The sequence below is a fragment of the Bacillus sp. FSL H8-0545 genome (genome assembly GCF_038006105.1).
Lineage (GTDB): Bacteria > Bacillota > Bacilli > Bacillales > Bacillaceae_G > Bacillus_A > Bacillus_A cereus_U.
This window is the reverse complement of record NZ_JBBOUO010000001.1, coordinates 460,096-480,466: the sequence shown is the minus strand read 5'-3', so window position 1 is coordinate 480,466 and position 20,371 is coordinate 460,096. Positions and strand designations below refer to the sequence as shown.

The following is a 20,371-nucleotide window of genomic DNA, read 5'->3' as shown; positions in this document are numbered from 1 at the left end:
TCCCCCCTCTAATAGGACAAACCTGCCGGGAAATCCCCTGCAGGTTTGTTTTAATTTCTGTACATTAAATATCTTTCATACCACATATCTACGAAATCCGGTGCGAATGGACCTTTTCTTTGATGAATCCACTGTGTTAAATGTGCTACATTGCGTTTTAAAATTGTATCAATAACAGGTGGATACTGCATGATTTGACTATGCTTCTCATACTCATCTTCATCTAAAAGTGTATATGTCATATCCGGATATACTTTAATATCTAAATCGTAATCAATATACTTTAATGCCTCAGAGTCATATGCAAAAGGAGAACTTAAATTACAATAATAATATACTCCTTCTTCCCTCAGCATTCCAATCACATTAAACCAATAATTGGCATGAAAGTAACAAATCGCAGGTTCGCGAGTAATCCATGTTCGGCCATCTGATTCCGTAACTACTGTACGATCATTCGCTCCGATTACAAGACTCTGCGTCCCTTTTAAAATCGTTGTCTCTTCCCACATTCTATGAATGGAGCCATTATGTTTATAACTATGTATTTGTACCTTTTCTCCTTCTTTGGGAAATCCCATATATGCTCCCTTCTTTCAGCTGCAAATGCCATTCTTAAGTTGTCTTAACTACCCCTTGAACTGCATTCACTTTTTTTCTATTATAACTTTTTTGTCAAAATTTTAAAACTAAAGCGATAGGATACTTGTTTTCATAAGGAATATAATGAAGTTTGTATTATTGAATACCACATCACCAACCCTTTTAATAAAGGAAAATCCTCTATGAATTAGCAATACGTATTTTAGAAGATTAAACGAAGATATAACAAAAAGAAAAGTCCCCCTCATCTCTGTTTAAGAAAGGACTTTCCCCTAAAATCAACAACATATCTCACCCTTAATTTGAAATTATTTTTTCGGTTTCAAAAGATTGAATCACATTATTCGTTTGCTGTTCAAATTTTTCATGCAAAAGTTTTAATGCTATTTCTGTTCTGTATATTTCTTGACGGATAAAATGCAATTCTTTTTTATCACACGTATCCCTTCCACTCATTTCAATTTGCTGATACTTCTCTAAATGTGATTGTAACTTTAAAAGCTCATCCATCGTTTCCAACTGCTCTCCTACCAACTTATCAAAGTCGTTCATCACTTACCCCCTTTTTGATTCATTCGCCAGTTATAATTCCTATTACATATTTCTAATCGTGAACTTCTTTCTCCTTTGACTACATTTGTTGACTTATTAGAAGTTATGTCGTTCCCTTTATTTTCATTACAGTGACACGCACACAAAGAAAACACTTCTCTCGAACGGAGAAGTGTTTTTCCTTCATTACTGATTTGAGCTAGAAGATTGTGATTGTTTTGCAGCTGATTGTGCATTTTGTTTTTTCACTGCATGCACATCTGTTTCAGTTGCAAACTCTGTACCATAACTAGCATTTGCACTTTGAGCACCAGAAGCTTGTGCTTTCTGTGCCTCTGATTGTGCGTTTGCTTGTTTTACTGCTTGTACATTCGTTTCAGTTGCAAACTCTGTACCATAGCTAGCATTTGTACTTTGAATGCTAGCACCAGAAGTTGCCTTATTATAACCTTGTTGTTTTTTACTCATCTTTCTCACCTCCACAATCAATAATGTAACCAATTCACTTAGAAGTTATCCTTAATTTTCTTTTAAAAATTCACGCATATATCTCTTATCACTCATTCAAACTACATATGATGGAGGTGGGAATATGTATACTGGACGTGATATGACTGAGCTAACTATGATTTCCAAAAATGAATGGAAAGAGGATGAATTAGCTTATTTTCATCATTCATTTCAGCAAATTATGCCTTATCTAAATGTAGAAGGACAAACGATTTATAAAGAAATTGTGAAAGAAATTGAGTCACGGGGCGGATTATAAACGCGTGGATTTCCAACCTCAAAATACAAATTTATTTTCAATATAAAAAACGTGTTCCAAAGTTCTGGAACACGTTTTTATTATTTATCCCGCTATTCGCCAGGCAGTAAGACCCCCACCTCAAAATGCAGCGAAAGCAAAGAAGTTAGGTAGGGATCAACTGCCCGTAAAAGCCCGATTGGTGAAGGCTAATAATCAGTGGGGGATGAAGAAAACCCCCACTGATTAAAGTTTCACTTTATTGCATTGTAATTTTTTCAACACACTTTTCGTAAATTGTACGATGTGATTTCGAGAAAGGTAACTGTTCGAACGCTTCTTTCGACACAAACTTTAATGTATCCGTTTCGACAATATTACCTGTTACTTTTCCGTAAAATATAAATATATCCCAAGTACGATGTGTAAAAGTATGTTGTACATTCATCGCGTATTCATCAATTGAAACAGAGAGATCAAAGCTCTCCTTCATATAATCCGTAAGCTGTTGTTTCTGATTACGAATACCTTCACCTAGTTCAATATTCGGGAACTCCCACATATTAGCCAGTAATCCCGTATTTGGGCGTTTATTAATTACGTAACGGCCATCTTCAGTTTGAAGTACTCCTGCAACGAGCGGTACCATTGTAGGTGCTTTCGCTTTACTTTTCACTGGTAGTTCTTTTTGAACACCTTCAGCATACCCTCTGCAATGTTCACGTACAGGACAAAGTAAACAAGATGGATTTTTCGGGATACAAATTAATGCCCCTAATTCCATCAAACCTTGGTTAAAATAAGATGGATTTTCTACCGAAATAATTTCACGCACAATCTCTTCAAAAACTTTTCTCGTCTTCGGCTTTGCAATATCATCCCACACTGATAAAATACGAGATAATACGCGCATAACATTTCCATCAACCGCTGGCTCTGGTATGCCATATGCAATGCTTAAAATGGCACCTTTTGTATATGGTCCTACTCCTTTTAATTTTTCAATTTTCTTTACATCGCTCGGTACTGTCCCGCCATATACTTCTTTTACCTCTTTTACTGCCGCGTGTAAATTTCGTGCTCTAGAATAATAACCTAAGCCTTCCCATGCTTTTAATACTTCTTCATCATCGGCAGTTGCTAGCGCTTCAAGCGTAGGAAACTTCCCCATAAAATTTGCGTAATATGGTTTTACAGCCTCTACCCTTGTTTGCTGTAACATAATTTCCGAAACCCAAACACGGTATGGATCTTTATTTTTTCGCCACGGTAAATCACGTTGTTCTTTTTCAAACCAACCAATTAAATCATTTTGAAACTGTTCTATGTTAAACTCATTTAATATTTCAAGTGTCAAACTTGATCCCCCTCATTTTTTTGCATATATGTACTATTATAAAGATTTTAGGAAAAAATTTAAGTAAGATGACATAGGAAATAGAAGGCAAAGGACTTGAGGTATCGAATAAAAAGAGTTACATTAATAAAAAACGGAGGTGGATTTCTATGGACACAGCCACTCACCTTGTTATGGGCGTTACTCTAGGCAGTTTGGCAACATTAGATCCAGCTATAGCACAAAGTGATATTGGGCCACAAGCAGTGATGCTTGCAACAATTGCCGGTTCCAATATTCCTGACATCGATACAGTTTTAAAATTGCGTAATAACGCTAAATATATAAGAAATCATCGCGGGATTACTCATTCCATTCCTGCAGTGATTCTTTGGTCACTCCTTATAAGTGGCATCTCTTTCGCCTTCTTTTCAGACGCTCCCTATCTGCATCTACTACTTTGGTCATTTATTGCCGTCTTTCTTCATGTCTTTGTGGATATTTTCAATGCCTATGGTACACAGGCATTAAGGCCCTTCACAAAAAAATGGGTAGCGCTCGGCATAATTAATACGTTTGATACGGTCATTTTCTTTATCCATATACTCGCTATAGCCTGTATGCTTGTCGGAGCACATAAAGGCTATACTGCTTTAGCAGCGTATATATTAATGTTTGTTTACTACATCGGCCGCATTATGATGCATCGAAATATCAAAAGTGTAGTATACAAACGTTTCAAAAATGTAGAGAAAGTGATTATTTCTCCTTCTTACAAATTTTATCATTATCATTTAGCCATCGTTACAACTGAACATTACTACGTCGCAAGATGGCACCGCGGTAATATCCTTGTATACGATAAATTTAATCGCGTACCGTTCCCGAATACTGCCATTATGCAAGCTGCTGTGCGAGATGAAAATATATCTGCTTTCTTATCTTTCTCGCCTGTATATCGCTGGGATATTTTCGATTATGATAACTATTATGAAGTTCGATTTATTGATTTGCGGTATCGAAGTAAAGATTATTATCCATTCGTCGCAATCGTCCAGCTCGATCAAAATTTAAATATTATTAATTCATATACAGGATGGATTTTCAGCGAAGAAAAACTTCGAAAGAAACTGGAATTGCTTCCACATTAAAAAAAGCGACCTAAGTCGCTTTTTTTAATGTTTCAAATGATCTTCTTGATTGATTAAATGGCTATACTTCGGATTATTCGTACGCATTTCATGAAGGCGCTCTCCATGATTATTAACCCATGTTCGTACCACTTGTTCAGTCATTTCCTCACCTTGGTAACGACCTGATTTAGCATAAGTTGTTCGGAAGTCTTCCCACAGTAATTCAACCCATGCACGAGCTTGTGCGTAAGAAAGGTTGTCATTCTTATCTAATAATTCTTTCGTTAATGTTTCATAAATATCATTCATGTTCTATTCTCCTTTTATCTATCCCGATTGGTGGGGGATAAAAAAACCACTGGTTAAAGTTGCATTTTATTCCCTTCATTTCTAAAGGATAGTTTCTTCTATTTTGCACATTCTATAAGTGATACTTCTTAAAGGGGTATCGACTGATAATGAGGGGGCGTTCTTAATGGGTAGACAAGCCGAATTTTGGTCTGAGTCAAAAAACAACAGCAAAATCGAAGGTCAACCAAAAGCGAAATCACGCTTCGCTTCGAAACGACCTAACGGCACAATTAACACGCACCCACAAGAACGTATGCGTGCTGCAAATCAGCAGGTAGAGTAGTCCAAATTAAATTCCTACACGAGGTGATAAAGATGAGCTACCGTGACCATTTAGATCGTCGTTCTGAATTATTTAACCATACGTGGACTCGTCCAAAACATGCGAAGGCGCAAGTTAACGGACAGACGCAACAAACCCAGTCTCTCATTATACTGGCAAACGAATGTAAAAAACGCCAATTTTAGAATCTCCTATCTCCTTTAACGCCTACCAAAGATGAAAACCAGAGAGATTCGCTCTCTGGTTTTTATTTTTCTTGTAGCAAGGAAATTGGTATTCCAATCTCTTCATTATCATTTTGCTTATATCCCCAAGCAAATACCCCATTGAAATACGTAATTTTAAATACCACACCAGGTTCTTCTACTAATTCATATGTCTCACCAATATGGAATTTATTTATATCTATCATATAAGCACGAGCCATAGCCATTTTTCTCATTAATACATCGAATTCATTTACAATTCCAAGTTGCTCAGCCTTTACTGCTTGCTCCTTCAAAACCCCAATTTCTTCCCTTAGCTCATGTGGTGTCATTTCACTGTAGCGTTTTGGCATACCCATCTTATTTCCTCATTCCTCTTCACGTTTCATTTGTAAAAATATATCTATCTCATCAATAGAGAATCCTTTTCGATATAACGCTTGCTTCACCTTATTTTCGAATGTCCAACCATCATACTTCTTATATTTCTCATAATATTTATTCCCATGATAGTGTAACGCTTCTTGTTGCTGTTCGTCATCTTTTTCGTCTTTCAATTCTTCCAGACAAATTTGAATTACCTCTCTAGAATACCCTTTACGAACAAGCATTTCTTCTAATTTTTGTTTCATTTGTAAAAATGAATTCTTTTGATAAGATTTTTTTTTCTTTTCTATAAGAAACAAAGCATTCTCAATTTGCTTCTCCTTTGGATACTCTTGTAAACTATGTGTAATGATTAAATCCTGAACACCTTTACTTAATAGCCCTCTCCTAATAACAGTTGGACCTTTTTGATTCACATTACTTTGCGTTCGCACGTATGAAATAGCGTACTCTTTATCATTAATATATCGATCATGTAATAATTTCGAAATGACTTCAGAGATGATGGCCTGTCCCACTTCTTTTTTTCGTAAGAAATCTTCTATTTCTTGTTTTGTTCTCATTTGATAGGATAAATAGGAAATTGCTTGTAAATATGCTTTTTGTACCTCTTCATTGTACAAAATATTCCCTAACGCTACTTCATCAATTTCTAAGCCTTTTTGTAACCCATGTTTCATTAAGATTGATTGATTCACACTAAACCCGTACTCTTCACCTTGACCTTTATCAATATAAATATTAAATCGTTCTTTCGAGCGTTTTTGCACTTCTATTTTTGTAATGACAGTCATACTCTCACCTCTCTATTATTTTAACATAGTCAAGGAACGTTTTTGCTTTTCAAGAATATATATAATGAGGAGGAAATGATTGTGAAAATCGCAATTTCTGGTGGCTCTGGCTTTATCGGCAAATACCTTTCTAATTTTTTTATTCAAAAGGGGTATACTGTTTACATTCTTACTCGAAAAAAAACTGCTGAAACTTCACATACTAACCTTCAATACGTACAGTGGACACCGGATTTACAGACCTTCCCCCTCTCCTCTATCGATGTAGTTATTAATCTATCTGGAGAGTCTATTAATAGTAGATGGACAAAGAAACAAAAAGAAACAATTTTAAACAGTAGGATTCAAACAACAAAAGGACTCATGAAACAATTACAAGCACTCGCAACAAAACCACACACATTTATTAACGCAAGCGCTATTGGATACTATGGAACATCTGAAACAGAGTCTTTTACTGAGCAACAAGAAACTCCCGGAAATGATTTTTTAGCAGAAACAGTATTTTTATGGGAGAAAGAAGCATCTAAAGCACGTTCTCTTGGAATAAGAACAATCTACTCAAGATTTGGAGTCGTATTAGGTGCAGACGGAGGAGCTCTTCCAAAAATGCTACTTCCCTATCAATTATATATTGGGGGGACAATTGGATCTGGAAACCAATGGTTATCATGGATTCATATAGACGATGTCGTTCGCATGATTGATTTCATCATTCACAAAAAAGAAATTGACGGACCTTTTAATATTACAGCGCCAACGCCAATACGGATGAAAGAGTTCGGTGAAATTATTGCCACTATAACTAGGCGACCTCATTGGTTACCTGTTCCTTCATTTGTACTGCGCGCTTTACTCGGTGAGATGAGTATACTTGTATTAGAAGGGCAACATGTATTACCCAATAAAGCGATTGAACATGGATATCGATACACATTTCCTACAGTTAACCATGCATTACAAAATATACTCTTGCATACAATGTAGTACTTCTAAAATAGTTTTACGGGTAGTTTATCTCCTTCAAAACTTCTCACTTTCTAAACTCCGGAGCATTACTACACGAACAACCTTTCAGTTACTTTGTCTTAACTTACACTAAATATTACAAAGTAACAGAAATGAGGTACCTATGAAAACATTGCTCAAACAAGCCATCGTATATCCTATTACCTCTCCAAAATTTCAAGGAGATGTACTGGTTACAGGAGAACGAATCACCGAGGTCAAACCTTATATTAAGCCTACTCAAGATATGACTGTTATAGACGCACGAGCTCTTCATCTTTTACCTGGATTTATTGATGTGCATACTCATCTTGGTCTCTATGACGAAGGCACTGGTTGGGCTGGTAATGATGCAAATGAAACATCTGAAGTTTCAACACCACATATCCGTTCTTTAGACGGGATCCATCCTTTTGATATTGCATTTCAAGACGCTGTACAAAATGGGGTTACGGCTGTTCACGTTATGCCCGGAAGCCAAAATATTATCGGCGGTACTACTTGTGTAATAAAAACTGCTGGAACTTGTATTGATCATATGATTATTCAGGAACCCGCTGGTTTAAAAATTGCCTTTGGAGAAAACCCTAAAAAGGTCCATAGCAACGGCACAAAAGAATCAATAACACGTATGGGAATTATGGGGTTACTTCGTGAAACATTCTATGACGCACAACACTACGGGCATGAAGCTGATTTTCGAATGCTCCCTATTTTAAAAGCACTCCGCCGAGAAATACCAGTACGTATCCACGCTCACCGCGCAGATGATATCACTTCAGCTTTACGCTTTGCGACAGAATTCAATCTTGATTTACGTATTGAACATTGTACAGAAGGACACTTTATTGTTGAGGAACTTTCGAAACATAATTTAAAGATTTCAGTTGGTCCGACCCTTACACGACGTTCGAAAATCGAGCTTAAAAACAAAACATGGGATACTTATCATATATTATCTAAAAGTGGCATAGAAGTTTCTATTACAACAGATCACCCTTATACACCCATTCAATATTTAAATGTTTGTGCCGCTATCGCTGTTCGAGAAGGATTAGATGAAAAAACGGCCTTGGAAGGAATAACTATTTTTCCAGCTCGTAATTTACGTTTAGAGAATAGAATTGGAAGCATTGAAGTTGGAAAAGATGCTGATCTCGTGTTATGGACTCACCATCCTTTCCATTATTTAGCCAAGCCTGTACTCACCATGATTGACGGAAAAATAATTTACAAAAAAAATAAAAAAAACTAGTTTATTTTTTTGACTAGATAAAGTATTATACGATTATAAACTGAATGAAACCATAATCAATTTGTGTCGTGATTATCATTTTCAAATTGATGAATGGGGAAGGCAAATGGTGCGCCACCAGCGTTATAAACTGGTTCTAGTGGGTTCGATTCCCACCCCGAAATTTTTTAAAGATTGATATAAAAATTTCGAGGGTGGGTGTTTTTTCGTCATGCTACCCTCGTGTGAGGAGGAGTTAGTGTGTTGAAAAAACGCGACTTACACGACAGCCACGTTCTATACGAGTTAATGGTGGATCCAGCTGTCTTCCCTTTTGTGCGTCAAAAGGCTTATTCTTATGAAGAATATTTATTTTTAACGAAACAAACAATTGAAGCCGAAGAGCGTGGAGAATTAATCTCACGCACAATTTTAGATGAATGGGGTAACCCTATCGGTACAATTACTTTATTTGATGTGCAAGAAAAAGCCGGATTCCTCGGAACCTGGCTTGGCAAACCCTATCATGGCAAAGGATATAATAAATTAGCGAAAGATTCATTTTTTAGCGAACTTTTCTACGAATTAGATATTGAAACGATTTTTATGCGTATTCGTAAAATAAATATCCGGTCTATTAAGGCTGCCGAAAAACTACAATATGTAAATCTAGCAAACGAAACAAGAAAAGCCGTTTATGATGAAATTAACGCGCATGAAGAAGTATATAATTTATATGAAATTCCAAAAGATCAATATACACTTGCAACAATGCGAGATACAACATTCCAAGAAGCACACCAATTAAAAGAAGCGTAATCTAAAAATTCAGAAATAATAATTAATCATTACTAATTTGACATATATGTATATCACCCCATGTCTTTGGAAACGATAGATAGTGACTTTAGGACACGAGGTGATTTGTAATGGATAAAAAGAAACGTGATAAAGCAAAAAACACATTATCTAGTACACAAGAAGTTCTCTATCAACGAGAATTTCGAAAAGCAGATCGTGCAGCGGGCTATCGCTCAAAAAGCATTTAAAGTGAAACTGAATAATTAGAAGGTTTCCCCCCTAATTATTCAGTTTCATTACATAAGATCTTCCAATAGATTAGCAAAAAAGGTTCCTTATAAATAAGGAATCTTTTTTGTGGACAACTTTATCCACAAAAATCGTAGAATTGTGCATAAATTCCAAAAGTATTTTACGAATTCATCTATTTAAATGAATTCTAAACGTGAGAATTGTGGATAATTTTCTAAAAATTGTGGACTATGTGGATATAGTTGTTAATATTCCGACTTTACTGTCTAATAGAAGCGCAATACCTTGTGGATAAGTTAATAATTCACGTTTACTTTTTTTACAACAATAAAAAAACCCTCTTTAAATGCTTAAAAGAGGGGTTTCATATTAAGTAAAAGATTCGGCAAGAGCTGGTGATTTAATAGGTATATGATTCGGCTCTGCATGATTTTCTGCCAAAATTGTATCCACAATATGACCAGCTGGCTCAGGACGATAAATACTTTTCATTGCTTCTTTCATTTGAAGAAGCTTCATATCATCTTGTAATAACGCCTCTGTTTTTGCAAAAACTTCACTATCATCACGAATGACAACTGCAGCCCCTTTTTTTTCAAAATACAACGCATTTTCATTCTCTTGTCCTGGGACAGGTTTATATAAAATGACAGGTACTTGTAATGCTGCTGCTTCGCTTAATGTAATACCACCTGGCTTCGTAATCATACAAGAAGTAACACGGAACAACTCATCAATGTTTTCAACATAACCAAATACTTTTAAAGCATCAGAACTTTGTTCCTGTAGTTCCATTAAATCCTGCTTTAAAGCTTCGTTTTTCCCACAAACGACAACTACTTGTAAGTTTGGCACTGACATAAATGACTGGCATAGCTCTTTTACACTCCCTAGCACACCATGAGCACCTGCTACAATTAGTAACATCTTTTTATCCTTACATAACTGATATTTATTATATATAATTGCTGGATTTATCTTTAGCTCAAAACTGCTGCGAATCGGAATCCCTGTTTCAACAATTTGCTCTGCAGGTACACCGATATCAACCATCACTTTTTTCACATGATCGGTTGCTACAAAATAACGATCTACTTCTCGATGGATCCATATTTTATGCACACAAAAATCCGTTAATACGTTATAAACAGGAATAGAAATACCTATTTGCTTTTTCAATTCTGGTACAGCGATGATTGGAAAGGTATTAATAACAATATCCGGTTTCTCCACCTGTAATAGCGTCTTCAAACGCTTTCTTCCAAAATTCGCATACCAAGATGCTATTTTTTTATCATAAATTTTCTCTACACCATAATAAAACAAACGATATAATTCTTTTCCTACCGTATAGCTTTTTAAATATAAATATTTTGTAATATCGGTTATAACTGGATGTGATTCTCCGAACAAGTCGCATACAATTACATCTTTGATTCCTTTTTGACGAAAGGTTTGTTCTAATGTTTTCGCTACTTGCACATGACCGTTACCGTAATGTGCAGTTAATATTAAAACCTTGGGGGTTTTTATCAAACAAATCCACTCCTAGCTTTTTGTTTCTCCATATTGCATATACGACAATAGGAAAAACATTTTCCTTAAACATTACATACTCGGATTCCAATATTCCCCTGTTAGCTATGTACCTGTCGTGGATATGCAAAGCATATAAGATTGACCCCTTAATCCTATCTGTGCTCATATCTTTATATTATACTTTCCTATAAGGGCTTTCGCAATAACTTACAAATGTTCTATATTTCATGATACTCACTCTTTTACTTCTTAATTCTTTTTACTATTTTGTTTTCCCTTTACAATTATGTAAATTTCTCCGCCTATCCTTTACAAAAATATGGATATTCTCTCTTCAGTATACTCTTTTCTAAATATATACTCTAGATTTTATTATAAAGTGAAGGCTAATAATCAGTGGGGGTTTACGGGCAGCAGGGCTCCCACAAATAGCGGGGTAAAGAAACAAAAAGCCTAATCCAATATTTGGATTAGACTGCTTTTAAAATATGTTTTGCATGCTCAACATTTTCTTCTGTCGGTGGATTCACATCCGCAAGTGGATACTTATGTCCAAGTGCCTCCCATTTATAAACACCGAGTTTATGATATGGTAACACTTCCACTTTCTTAACATTAGATAGACTTTGAATAAAGTTTGATAATTTTTGCAGATCCTCTTCACCATCGGTAACACCGGGAACCAATACATGTCTTACCCAAATTAGTTTCTTTCTATCCGATAAATAACGAGCAAATTGTAAAATGTGTTCATTTGGTTTCCCTGTTAATTTACGATGTTTCTTTGAATCAATATGCTTCAAATCTAATAAAACTAAATCTGTATAATCCATTAAAATATCTAGCTTATTTTGGAATTCTGGTTCTTCAGAATAACAACCGCCCGAAGAATCGATTGTTGTATGGATACCAGCTTCTTTGCACTTTTTAAACAACTCAATTAAGAAGTCTAGCTGTAATAGTGGCTCTCCACCGCTAACTGTTATACCGCCTCCAGAAGCTTCAATAAATGGAAGGTAACATGTCACATCCTGCATCACTTCTTCAACTGTTATTTCTTTACCTTTACCGATTTCCCACGTATCAGCATTATGACAATATTGACAACGTAATAAACACCCTTGTGTAAATATGACATAACGAATCCCTGGGCCATCAACAGTACCGCAAGACTCTACAGAATGTATTCTTCCTTTTACCATGTTACTTCCTCCTTTATTGAAACAGCCTCCCTCCGCTATATATTAAAAGCGGAGGGACACTTTTTTCACTTACATGCTTTCATGCATTGTACGGTTAATTACATCAATTTGTTGTTCACGAGTTAATTTAATAAAGTTAACAGCGTAACCAGATACACGAATTGTTAATTGTGGATATTTTTCAGGGTGCTCCATTGCATCCATTAATGTTTCACGGTTAAATACGTTAATATTTAAGTGGTGTCCTTGTTTTATTGCATATCCATCAAGCATAGATACTAAGTTGCGTACTTGTACATCATCTTCTTTACCAAGTGCTTTTGGAATAATAGAGAATGTATTTGAAATACCATCTTGTGCATCTTCATATGGTAATTTAGCTACAGATAATAATGACGCTAATGCACCTTTTGTATCACGGCCATGCATTGGGTTTGCGCCCGGTGCAAATGGTTCTCCAGTACGACGTCCATCTGGAGTGTTACCAGTTTTCTTACCGTATACAACGTTAGATGTGATTGTTAAGATTGACATTGTATGAACAGAATTACGGTATGTTTTATGTTTACGAATCTTGTTCATAAATGTTTTCACAAGATTTACTGCGATTTCATCTACACGATCATCATTGTTACCGTATTTAGGGAAATCTCCCTCAATTTCGAAATCAACTGCAATACCATTTTCATCACGAATTGGTTTTACTTTTGCGTATTTAATTGCACTTAAAGAGTCTGCTACTACAGATAATCCAGCGATACCTGTTGCCATTGTACGAAGAACATTTGTATCATGAAGTGCCATTTCAATACGTTCATAGCTATATTTATCGTGCATATAGTGAATTACATTTAATGTATTTAAGTATAGACCAGCTAACCATTCCATTGTCATATCGAATTTACGCATAACTTCTTCATAATCTAATACTTCAGAAGTAATTGGTGCGTATTCAGGACCAACTTGTGCTTTTGACTTTTCATCTTTACCACCGTTAACCGCATATAGTAATGCTTTCGCTAAGTTTGCACGTGCTCCGAAGAACTGCATTTGTTTACCAATTCTCATTGCTGATACACAACAAGCAATACCGTAGTCATCACCGTAGTCAGAACGCATAATGTCATCATTTTCATATTGAATTGCTGATGTTTTAATAGACATTTTTGCACAGTAGTTTTTAAAGTTTTGCGGTAATTGTTTAGACCAAAGAACTGTTAAGTTTGGTTCTGGTGCTGGTCCTAAATTATCTAATGTATGCAAGAAACGGAATGAGTTTTTTGTTACTAACGGACGGCCGTCTAACGCCATACCACCGATAGATTCAGTTACCCAAGTTGGATCTCCAGAGAATAGTTCATTGTAATCAGGCGTTCTTGCAAATTTCACAAGACGTAATTTCATAATGAAATGATCAACAATTTCTTGTGCTTTTTCTTCTGTTAAAGTACCATTTGCTAAATCTCTTTCAATGTAAACATCTAAGAATGTAGAGGTACGTCCAAGGCTCATTGCTGCCCCGTTTTGCTCTTTAATTGCTGCAAGATAAGCAAAGTATAACCATTGGAAGGCCTCTTGTGCATTTGTAGCTGGCTTAGAAATATCGAATCCATGAGAAGCAGCCATCTGTTTTAACTCTTGAAGTGCACGCATTTGCTCAGATAATTCTTCGCGTAAACGCATTGTATCTTCGCTCATTACACCGCCAGTTAAATTATAATCAGCTTTTTTCGCTTCAATTAAATGATCTATACCATATAGCGCTACGCGGCGATAGTCACCGATAATACGTCCACGTCCATATGCATCTGGAAGACCAGTAATAACACCTGATTTACGAGCCGCTTTCATTTCTGGTGTGTATGCATCAAATACACCTTGATTATGAGTTTTACGCCAGTCTCTGAAAATCTTGCTAAGTTCTTTATCCATTTCATATCCATACGCTTCACAAGCTTGTTCCGCCATACGAATACCACCATATGGTTGTAAAGAACGTTTAAATGGTTTATCAGTTTGGAAACCGACCACTTTTTCAATATCTTTATTTAAATATCCTGGTTCATGTGATGTAATAGAAGAAACAATTTTTGTATCCATATCAAGAACGCCACCGTTTTCACGTTCCTTTGTTGTTAAATCCATTACTTGATCCCAAAGTTTTTTCGTTGCTTCAGTTGCTTCCGCTAAGAAAGAGTCTTCTCCCTCGTAAACGTTTACATTATTTAAAATGAAATCGCGAACATCAATCTCTGCTTTCCATTTTTCACCTTTAAAGTTTTCCCACGCGTTTTTTACATTTTCTAATACTTGAGTCATCCTAATCTCCTCCATTTTTGATTAGTACAGGACTGCGTTTTTTTATATAACAGCTTACACACTTAGAATACTACTTTTTTTCGGAGGTGGACGAAATAGTTGTGACATGTTTGTGAAATGTTGAGCAAACTACTATACCCGTAGTGTTAACTTCATGTAAAAGTCTTTATAACTAAACCTTTCTTTAATTGTATTTTTTTGGTACCCTTATATACGAGTCCTATTTTGTAATATAAGAACGATACCCATTGTAGAGCTGTAATACTCTTATCTCCTAATCTGTTATAGTTTTTATAACAGAGCAAAAAAGTGTACATACGTTGTACACTTTTTTTATTACCACTATAAAACATCTCTTTTTCTATTTCCATCATAAAATCCACCACGACTGTTTGTTAATGCAATTAATTGCTCTAATCCTTCTATATGATCACCAATAATTCGAAGGACAGCTGGAGGATGACCTATTTTTGCGAAATGTTCACTGGGACGAATACGGTTCATCTTATCAACATCGATACGACTTACACAAGCGATTTCAAAACCTGAAAGTACAGCTTTCACTTGTGCTACACAAGGTGACAATAATGATTTATACCCTATTTCCTTCAAACAAGTACGACTAAACGCATTAGGAACCGCAATAAGAGAGCCTACTCCTAAATCTTTTCTATCACAAGCTAAATTTAATGCATATTTAAATGCTGTTACAAGATGAAGTGGTACTCTCAAATCTAAATAATGATTTAAATCATTTAATGCGACATCCGTTCCATCTGCAATAGCTTTTGCAAAGGGATATAGCTCACTAGCTGGGATAACAAAATCACCGTCTATAAATAAAACAATTTCTCCTTTTGCAAAATAAGTTCCAAGTGAACGCCCCACATCGTTTCCAAGTGCTTCTTTATACACAATTGTTGTTGCTCCCTTGTCTTTTGCAATTGTTGCCGTTTTATCGGACGAACCATTTACAACAACAATGATTTCCAATGGTTCAATTTTGCGAAGCTCTTCTATAATCTTTCCAATCGTCATCTCTTCATTTTGCACAGGAATAATAACCGATAATTGCTGTCCTTTATACAAATTAGATGTAATGCCCCATCCTTGATAAAAGTCTGCAAAATTTAGAGTATGGTAGACACTATCTCTTTTCCTATTTCCATCGCAATATCCCCCGCGCATATCACTGCCTAATATCCTCTCTGCTACAGCTTCTATATGATCGCCTATCATTCGTTTTTCGGAATGAGCAAGATTCATGCCGTATGCAGCATGCTCGAGTGGGCGAAATTTATTCGGAGTAATAACATCAATCGCACAATGACGGCTAATTCTCCATTTACTTTGTGCTAGGCGTAGATGAGCCACAATAGGATTAACAAAACATTCGTATCCAATATTTTGCACAACTTCCTTCGTCAGCGCATGAGGTACAGATAGTAAAGAATCAATTTTTAATTCTTCACGCTCTAACATTGCATTTAATATTTGGCGCCATACTGTAATAGAATGTGGTTTTTGTTTCTTTAAAAATAATGCGTCTAAATTATTTAAAACTACATCAGCCTGATCATATAAAATTGGATTAAGAAATAATTGCAATTGTGAAGTTCGAATAGCAAAATCACCATCTACAAACAGTAATACATCACCTATCGCATGTTTTGCACCAACTGCGCGTCCAACATCGTTACCAAGTGACTCTTTATGCTGGATTACTGTACATCCTAAGCTCTCAGCAATCGCTTCTGTACCATCATTACAACCATTTGCTACTACAATAATCTCTACTGGGTTTAGTGCTTTTACCGATTGAACCACGTCTGAAATCGTATCCACTTCATTACATACGGGAATAATAACTGATAACGACTTAGCCATTGTTTTCTTCACGAAACCACTTAATAGTTTCTTTCAATCCTTGTTCCCACGTTACTTTCGCTTGAAACTGAACAAGTTCTCTTAATTTCGTTACATCTGGTTTTCGATTTGGAATTTCTTCAAATCCATGTGGATATACTTCCTCAAATGGAACGTGCACAATTTTGGAAACAGACTTCGTTATTTTTTTTATATCTTCCGCTACTTCCCTTATATTTTTTTCATTCTCAGAACCTATATTAATAATTTCACCATTTACCTTTTCATCCATTGCACGAATCGTTGCCTCGACCGCATCACTTACATACGTAAAGCAACGTGTCTGCTTCCCATCTCCATACACGAGAATATCGTCACCTTGCAAAGCCGCACGAATAAATCGTGGAATTACTCCTGCGTACGGACCATCTTTCGCTCTTGGACCATAAATATTAAAATAACGAACAATCGTTACAGGTAAGCCTTCTAATGCGTACCCTAAACACAATGTTTCCTCTAACGTTTTACAAATTGCATAACTCCAACGTATTTTGGAAGTTGCACCGTATAAACGATCTCCTTCTTCAGAGAATGGAGGTTTTCCCTTTCCGTATACTTCCGAAGTAGATGCGAAAACTACTTTCTTCTTCCCTTTTAATGCTGCTTGCAAAATATTTCTCGTTCCATCGAAATTTGTTTCAATAAGCTCTACACTTTTTTCCATTGTAGTTTTGACTCCCAAAATTGCAGCTAAATGAAACACCACATCATGTTGATTTACTAATTCATAAATTGAATTTTTATCTAAAACGCTTATTGGAATAACCCGGAGCTCTTTCATTAACTCATTATGATATTTATTTTTTCCTTTATAGAAGTTATCAACAATAGTAACTTCATAACCTCTTTTCACCAACTCTTCAGCTAAATGCGAACCAATAAATCCTGCTCCACCTGTAATTAAACATTTTTTACTCATACACTCACCTTCTTTACGATTCCACGTGTATCTATTAATCGCTCAATCCCTTTAAAAAGATTCCAATCGATACTAGAGTGATCCGTTACAATTAAAATACAATCTGCTTGTTTAATTCTTTGTTCATCTAATGGAACAGATTGATATAGTGTATCTCCAATTTCCGCTGTAGAAATATACGGATCATGATATTCTATCTTGTATCCTTCTTTTATTAATAATTGAACAATTGGCAACGCTGGTGATTCTCTCAAATCATTTACATCTTTCTTATACGCAATCCCTACAATTAAAACCGTTGCGGGTGATTGCACCGTACCTTTTACTTTCCCAATTATTTTCTCTGGCATTTCTTCATTAATTACATGTGCCGCCTCAATTAATTGACTAATTGCTCCACTCTTTTTTATTCTCCATTGGAAATATAAAGGGTCTACCGGAATACAATGTCCCCCTATTCCTGGTCCTGGCCAATACGGAGTAAATCCAAACGGTTTTGTAGATGCTGCTTCAAGTGCCTCATAAAAATTAATATTCAAACTTTCACAAAGTATATTTAACTCATTTACTAATGAAATATTAACTAAGCGCTGAATATTTTCAAATAGCTTACACATCTCTGCTACTTTCGGGGAGCTAACGGGAACAACTACATCAAATATAGTGCTATACAAATCCTGTACTTTTTGTTTACACTGCTCGGTTTGTCCACTAATAACTTTTGGAATTGTTTCGACTGAATACTGACTATTTGCTGGGTCAATTCGCTCTGGTGAATAGCCAATATAATAATCTTCTCCTACCTTTTTACCTGTTTGAGAAATAATCGGAATGATAACTTCCTCCAGTGTACCTGGATATGTGGAGCTTTCAAAAATGAAGGTTTGTCCTTTTTGAAGGTTTTGTTGTATATAATAAGAGGCTGAAATGAGGGCACTTAAATCTGGTTCTTTCTGCTCATTAATTGGGGTTGGCACGGTCACAATGACATAATCGCTATGCTTAAAATCCGCAACACCCTTATCTGGTGTATTCACTATTAATTTTCTTTCGTTTATTAAGCCTTGTAATACTTTAGAAGACACATCAGGAATATAACTTTCTCCTTTTATAATTGATTCTATTTTCCTAGTATCCTTATCTAATCCAAGTACAGCATGTCCTCTTTCTGCAAAAAGGACCGCTAAAGGAAGGCCAACATATCCTAATCCAATAATGGTTACTTTACTACTAGCATTCATCTATATTCTCTTCTTCCCTTCTCAATTGTAGTATTATATCTCTATCCCTTTCTCCATCCGTAAAACTCCCGCGCTCATTCGTATGCTGTAATAAATAAGCAATCGCCTCAAGCTGATCTCCGAAAATACGATCAAATGCAGGAATTCGTCCGTTTACAAACCCGTGTTGTTCTGGACGTATACGGTTCGGTTTTATAACATCAACAAAATCTATTGCGCTTATAGAAAAATCAGCTAAAATAGCTTTCATTTGAGCTAACGGTGGAATAACGAGGGCCTCGTATCCAATCTTCTCTATTACTTTTTTATGCATAGCATGTGGCACTGCCGTTAATGAGTTGTTCCATAAATCTGGTCGTTTCGCTACCAAATTCACGAAATATTTCCCCATACTAATTGGATCTGCCGGGTGAAACATATCTAACAAACATTGCAAATCATTTAACGCCACATCATTTCCGTCTTCAATAGCATGCAAAAATGGAATTAGCTTTTTTGCCGGAATAGCAAAATCACCATCAACAAATAAACAAATATCTGCCGTAGCATGCATAGCCCCTATCGCTCGAGCTACATTATGTCCAAGTGCCTTCGCGAATTCAACTACAATAACATTCTCTAGTTTTGCTTGTTTAATTGTCTCCGCATCCGCTCCATTCGCAACAACTATAATTTCATCTATACCTGCTTTTTTCACTTCTTGTATAACAGATCTTATAGTCATTTTTTCTTCTGATACTGGTATAATCGCACTGTATTTCGCTTTTTCCTTTTGTAATAAAACTGGTTTATACTTCCCTATAAACTCTCTATCCCTGTTTCCCTCCGAAAAACCGCCGCGTTTACCATATGTTTCGATTACGTATTGCAAAGCACGCAAATGATCACCCATAATACGACTAGTCGCTTTCGGATAAGGAGAACCAGGTGATGTACCCGTATGCACAGGACGAACCTTATTCGTGTGAATTACATCGACCGAAGCCATATCGGCAATATCTACTCCTCTAGACATCACCATCGCTTGAAATAATGCGGGATCTGCTAAATTCCACCACCCAAGATTCTCAATAACATCCCGATTCATCGCATGTGGAATTGCGATTAAAGAACCAACAACAAGCTCTTTTTTATTCAAATAACGATTCAACATGAATTTCCCAACTGTCGTATAGTGTGGTCTCATCTTTAAATAAACAGACCATGTTAAATTATTCACAACAATTTGATGCCCCTGCTGAATTCCTTTCACGAAACGTTGTAGCTCTTTACTCTCAATAACGATGTCACCATCTAAAAACAATACAATTTCGCCTTTTGCTTCCCTAGCTCCAATTGCCCTTCCTACATCATTGCCAAAAGAATGTTTATAATAAATTACATGGCAACTATGCTGTAATGCGACTTCCTTCGTTCCATCTGTCGATCCATTATCTACTACAATAATTTCATACGGCTTCAACTTTTCCACTTCTACTAAAACTTGTGATAAAGTACTTGCTTCATTATGCGCTGGAATAACAACTGATATTCTCAT

Annotated in this window: 23 protein-coding genes; 8 read left to right on the top strand and 15 right to left on the bottom strand. The window is 35.9% G+C overall.

The genetic code is table 11. The features are described 5' to 3' along the window. Positions 1-50: 50 nt before the first annotated feature. The 3 genes from ntdP to MHI07_RS02500 form a co-directional block, all read right to left on the bottom strand. The gene (gene ntdP / locus MHI07_RS02510; protein WP_000506627.1) at positions 51-581 is read right to left on the bottom strand and encodes a nucleoside tri-diphosphate phosphatase; all 531 of its coding nucleotides are present in this window, start codon (positions 579-581) and stop codon (positions 51-53) included. A gap of 319 nt (positions 582-900) precedes the next feature. Next, entirely contained in the window at positions 901-1,155 is a 255-nt protein-coding gene (locus MHI07_RS02505) for a YgaB family protein (protein ID WP_002010338.1), read from the bottom strand. 186 nt (positions 1,156-1,341) lie between these two features. Then, positions 1,342-1,623 (bottom strand): gamma-type small acid-soluble spore protein, encoded by a 282-nt coding sequence (locus MHI07_RS02500; RefSeq protein ID WP_002151730.1) that lies wholly within the window; start codon positions 1,621-1,623, stop codon positions 1,342-1,344. A gap of 124 nt (positions 1,624-1,747) precedes the next feature. Between MHI07_RS02500 and MHI07_RS02495 the strand changes: the two genes are divergently transcribed. Then, on the top strand, positions 1,748-1,924 hold the full coding sequence (locus MHI07_RS02495; protein WP_002159377.1) for a hypothetical protein: 177 nt from the start codon (positions 1,748-1,750) through the stop codon (positions 1,922-1,924). Positions 1,925-2,162: 238 nt separating this feature from the next. Here the strand turns inward: MHI07_RS02495 and mutY are convergent, their stop codons facing one another. Further along, positions 2,163-3,260, bottom strand: coding sequence for an A/G-specific adenine glycosylase (gene mutY / locus MHI07_RS02490; RefSeq protein WP_340821775.1), 1,098 nt, complete (start codon positions 3,258-3,260; stop codon positions 2,163-2,165). Positions 3,261-3,409: 149 nt separating this feature from the next. On the opposite strand from mutY, the gene MHI07_RS02485 reads away from it, so the two are divergent. Then, positions 3,410-4,390 (top strand): metal-dependent hydrolase, encoded by a 981-nt coding sequence (locus MHI07_RS02485; RefSeq protein ID WP_340821774.1) that lies wholly within the window; start codon positions 3,410-3,412, stop codon positions 4,388-4,390. A 24-nt stretch (positions 4,391-4,414) separates the two neighbouring features. Here the strand turns inward: MHI07_RS02485 and MHI07_RS02480 are convergent, their stop codons facing one another. Further along, entirely contained in the window at positions 4,415-4,681 is a 267-nt protein-coding gene (locus MHI07_RS02480) for a YfhJ family protein (RefSeq protein WP_002159380.1), read from the bottom strand. A gap of 166 nt (positions 4,682-4,847) precedes the next feature. Between MHI07_RS02480 and MHI07_RS02475 the strand changes: the two genes are divergently transcribed. Together MHI07_RS02475 and MHI07_RS02470 are read left to right on the top strand one after the other, a co-directional pair. After that, positions 4,848-5,006 carry a small, acid-soluble spore protein K gene (locus MHI07_RS02475; RefSeq protein ID WP_002159381.1) on the top strand — a complete coding sequence of 53 codons (159 nt, stop codon included), beginning with the start codon at positions 4,848-4,850 and terminating at the stop codon, positions 5,004-5,006. Between the two features lie 32 nt (positions 5,007-5,038). After that, a complete protein-coding gene (locus MHI07_RS02470) occupies positions 5,039-5,191 on the top strand; it encodes a YpzG family protein (RefSeq protein WP_002010325.1) in 153 nt (50 codons plus the stop codon). A gap of 62 nt (positions 5,192-5,253) precedes the next feature. Here MHI07_RS02470 and MHI07_RS02465 read toward each other — a convergent pair whose 3' ends face one another. Both MHI07_RS02465 and recX read right to left on the bottom strand, forming a co-directional pair. Then, positions 5,254-5,571 carry a YfhH family protein gene (locus MHI07_RS02465; protein ID WP_002113842.1) on the bottom strand — a complete coding sequence of 106 codons (318 nt, stop codon included), beginning with the start codon at positions 5,569-5,571 and terminating at the stop codon, positions 5,254-5,256. A gap of 9 nt (positions 5,572-5,580) precedes the next feature. Continuing rightward, positions 5,581-6,393 (bottom strand): recombination regulator RecX, encoded by an 813-nt coding sequence (gene recX, locus MHI07_RS02460; protein ID WP_340821770.1) that lies wholly within the window; start codon positions 6,391-6,393, stop codon positions 5,581-5,583. Between the two features lie 81 nt (positions 6,394-6,474). Here recX and MHI07_RS02455 point away from each other — a divergent pair, with 81 nt between their 5' ends. From MHI07_RS02455 to MHI07_RS02440, 4 genes are all read left to right on the top strand, one after another. Continuing rightward, on the top strand, positions 6,475-7,380 hold the full coding sequence (locus tag MHI07_RS02455) for a TIGR01777 family oxidoreductase (RefSeq protein WP_340821769.1): 906 nt from the start codon (positions 6,475-6,477) through the stop codon (positions 7,378-7,380). A 145-nt stretch (positions 7,381-7,525) separates the two neighbouring features. Next, on the top strand, positions 7,526-8,656 hold the full coding sequence (locus MHI07_RS02450; RefSeq protein ID WP_340821768.1) for an amidohydrolase: 1,131 nt from the start codon (positions 7,526-7,528) through the stop codon (positions 8,654-8,656). Between the two features lie 240 nt (positions 8,657-8,896). Continuing rightward, complete coding sequence (locus tag MHI07_RS02445; protein WP_002091129.1) at positions 8,897-9,454, top strand: GNAT family N-acetyltransferase; 558 nt, start codon at positions 8,897-8,899, stop codon at positions 9,452-9,454. Between the two features lie 110 nt (positions 9,455-9,564). Continuing rightward, positions 9,565-9,684, top strand: coding sequence for a YfhE family protein (locus MHI07_RS02440; RefSeq protein ID WP_000358484.1), 120 nt, complete (start codon positions 9,565-9,567; stop codon positions 9,682-9,684). A 373-nt stretch (positions 9,685-10,057) separates the two neighbouring features. Here the strand turns inward: MHI07_RS02440 and MHI07_RS02435 are convergent, their stop codons facing one another. From MHI07_RS02435 to MHI07_RS02400, 8 genes are all read right to left on the bottom strand, one after another. Then, a complete protein-coding gene (locus MHI07_RS02435; RefSeq protein ID WP_340821767.1) occupies positions 10,058-11,224 on the bottom strand; it encodes a diglucosyl diacylglycerol synthase in 1,167 nt (388 codons plus the stop codon). Positions 11,225-11,697: 473 nt separating this feature from the next. Further along, positions 11,698-12,429: a pyruvate formate-lyase-activating protein gene (pflA, locus tag MHI07_RS02430; protein WP_002159384.1), complete on the bottom strand. Its 732-nt coding sequence runs from the start codon at positions 12,427-12,429 to the stop codon at positions 11,698-11,700. 69 nt (positions 12,430-12,498) lie between these two features. Next, positions 12,499-14,748, bottom strand: a complete 2,250-nt coding sequence (gene pflB, locus MHI07_RS02425; protein ID WP_002113820.1) for a formate C-acetyltransferase — start codon at positions 14,746-14,748, stop codon at positions 12,499-12,501. A 152-nt stretch (positions 14,749-14,900) separates the two neighbouring features. Beyond that, positions 14,901-15,122, bottom strand: coding sequence for a hypothetical protein (locus tag MHI07_RS02420; protein ID WP_002159385.1), 222 nt, complete (start codon positions 15,120-15,122; stop codon positions 14,901-14,903). After that, positions 15,091-16,635: a glycosyltransferase family 2 protein gene (locus MHI07_RS02415; protein ID WP_340826862.1), complete on the bottom strand. Its 1,545-nt coding sequence runs from the start codon at positions 16,633-16,635 to the stop codon at positions 15,091-15,093. Before MHI07_RS02415 ends, MHI07_RS02420 begins: the two co-directional genes overlap by 32 nt. Then, positions 16,628-17,593, bottom strand: a complete 966-nt coding sequence (locus MHI07_RS02410) for an NAD-dependent epimerase/dehydratase family protein (protein WP_340821764.1) — start codon at positions 17,591-17,593, stop codon at positions 16,628-16,630. The genes MHI07_RS02415 and MHI07_RS02410 overlap by 8 nt, the downstream gene beginning before the upstream one ends. Further along, a complete protein-coding gene (locus tag MHI07_RS02405) occupies positions 17,590-18,834 on the bottom strand; it encodes a nucleotide sugar dehydrogenase (protein ID WP_340821762.1) in 1,245 nt (414 codons plus the stop codon). The genes MHI07_RS02410 and MHI07_RS02405 overlap by 4 nt, the downstream gene beginning before the upstream one ends. Then, positions 18,824-20,371: a glycosyltransferase family 2 protein gene (locus MHI07_RS02400; protein ID WP_340821761.1), complete on the bottom strand. Its 1,548-nt coding sequence runs from the start codon at positions 20,369-20,371 to the stop codon at positions 18,824-18,826. Before MHI07_RS02400 ends, MHI07_RS02405 begins: the two co-directional genes overlap by 11 nt.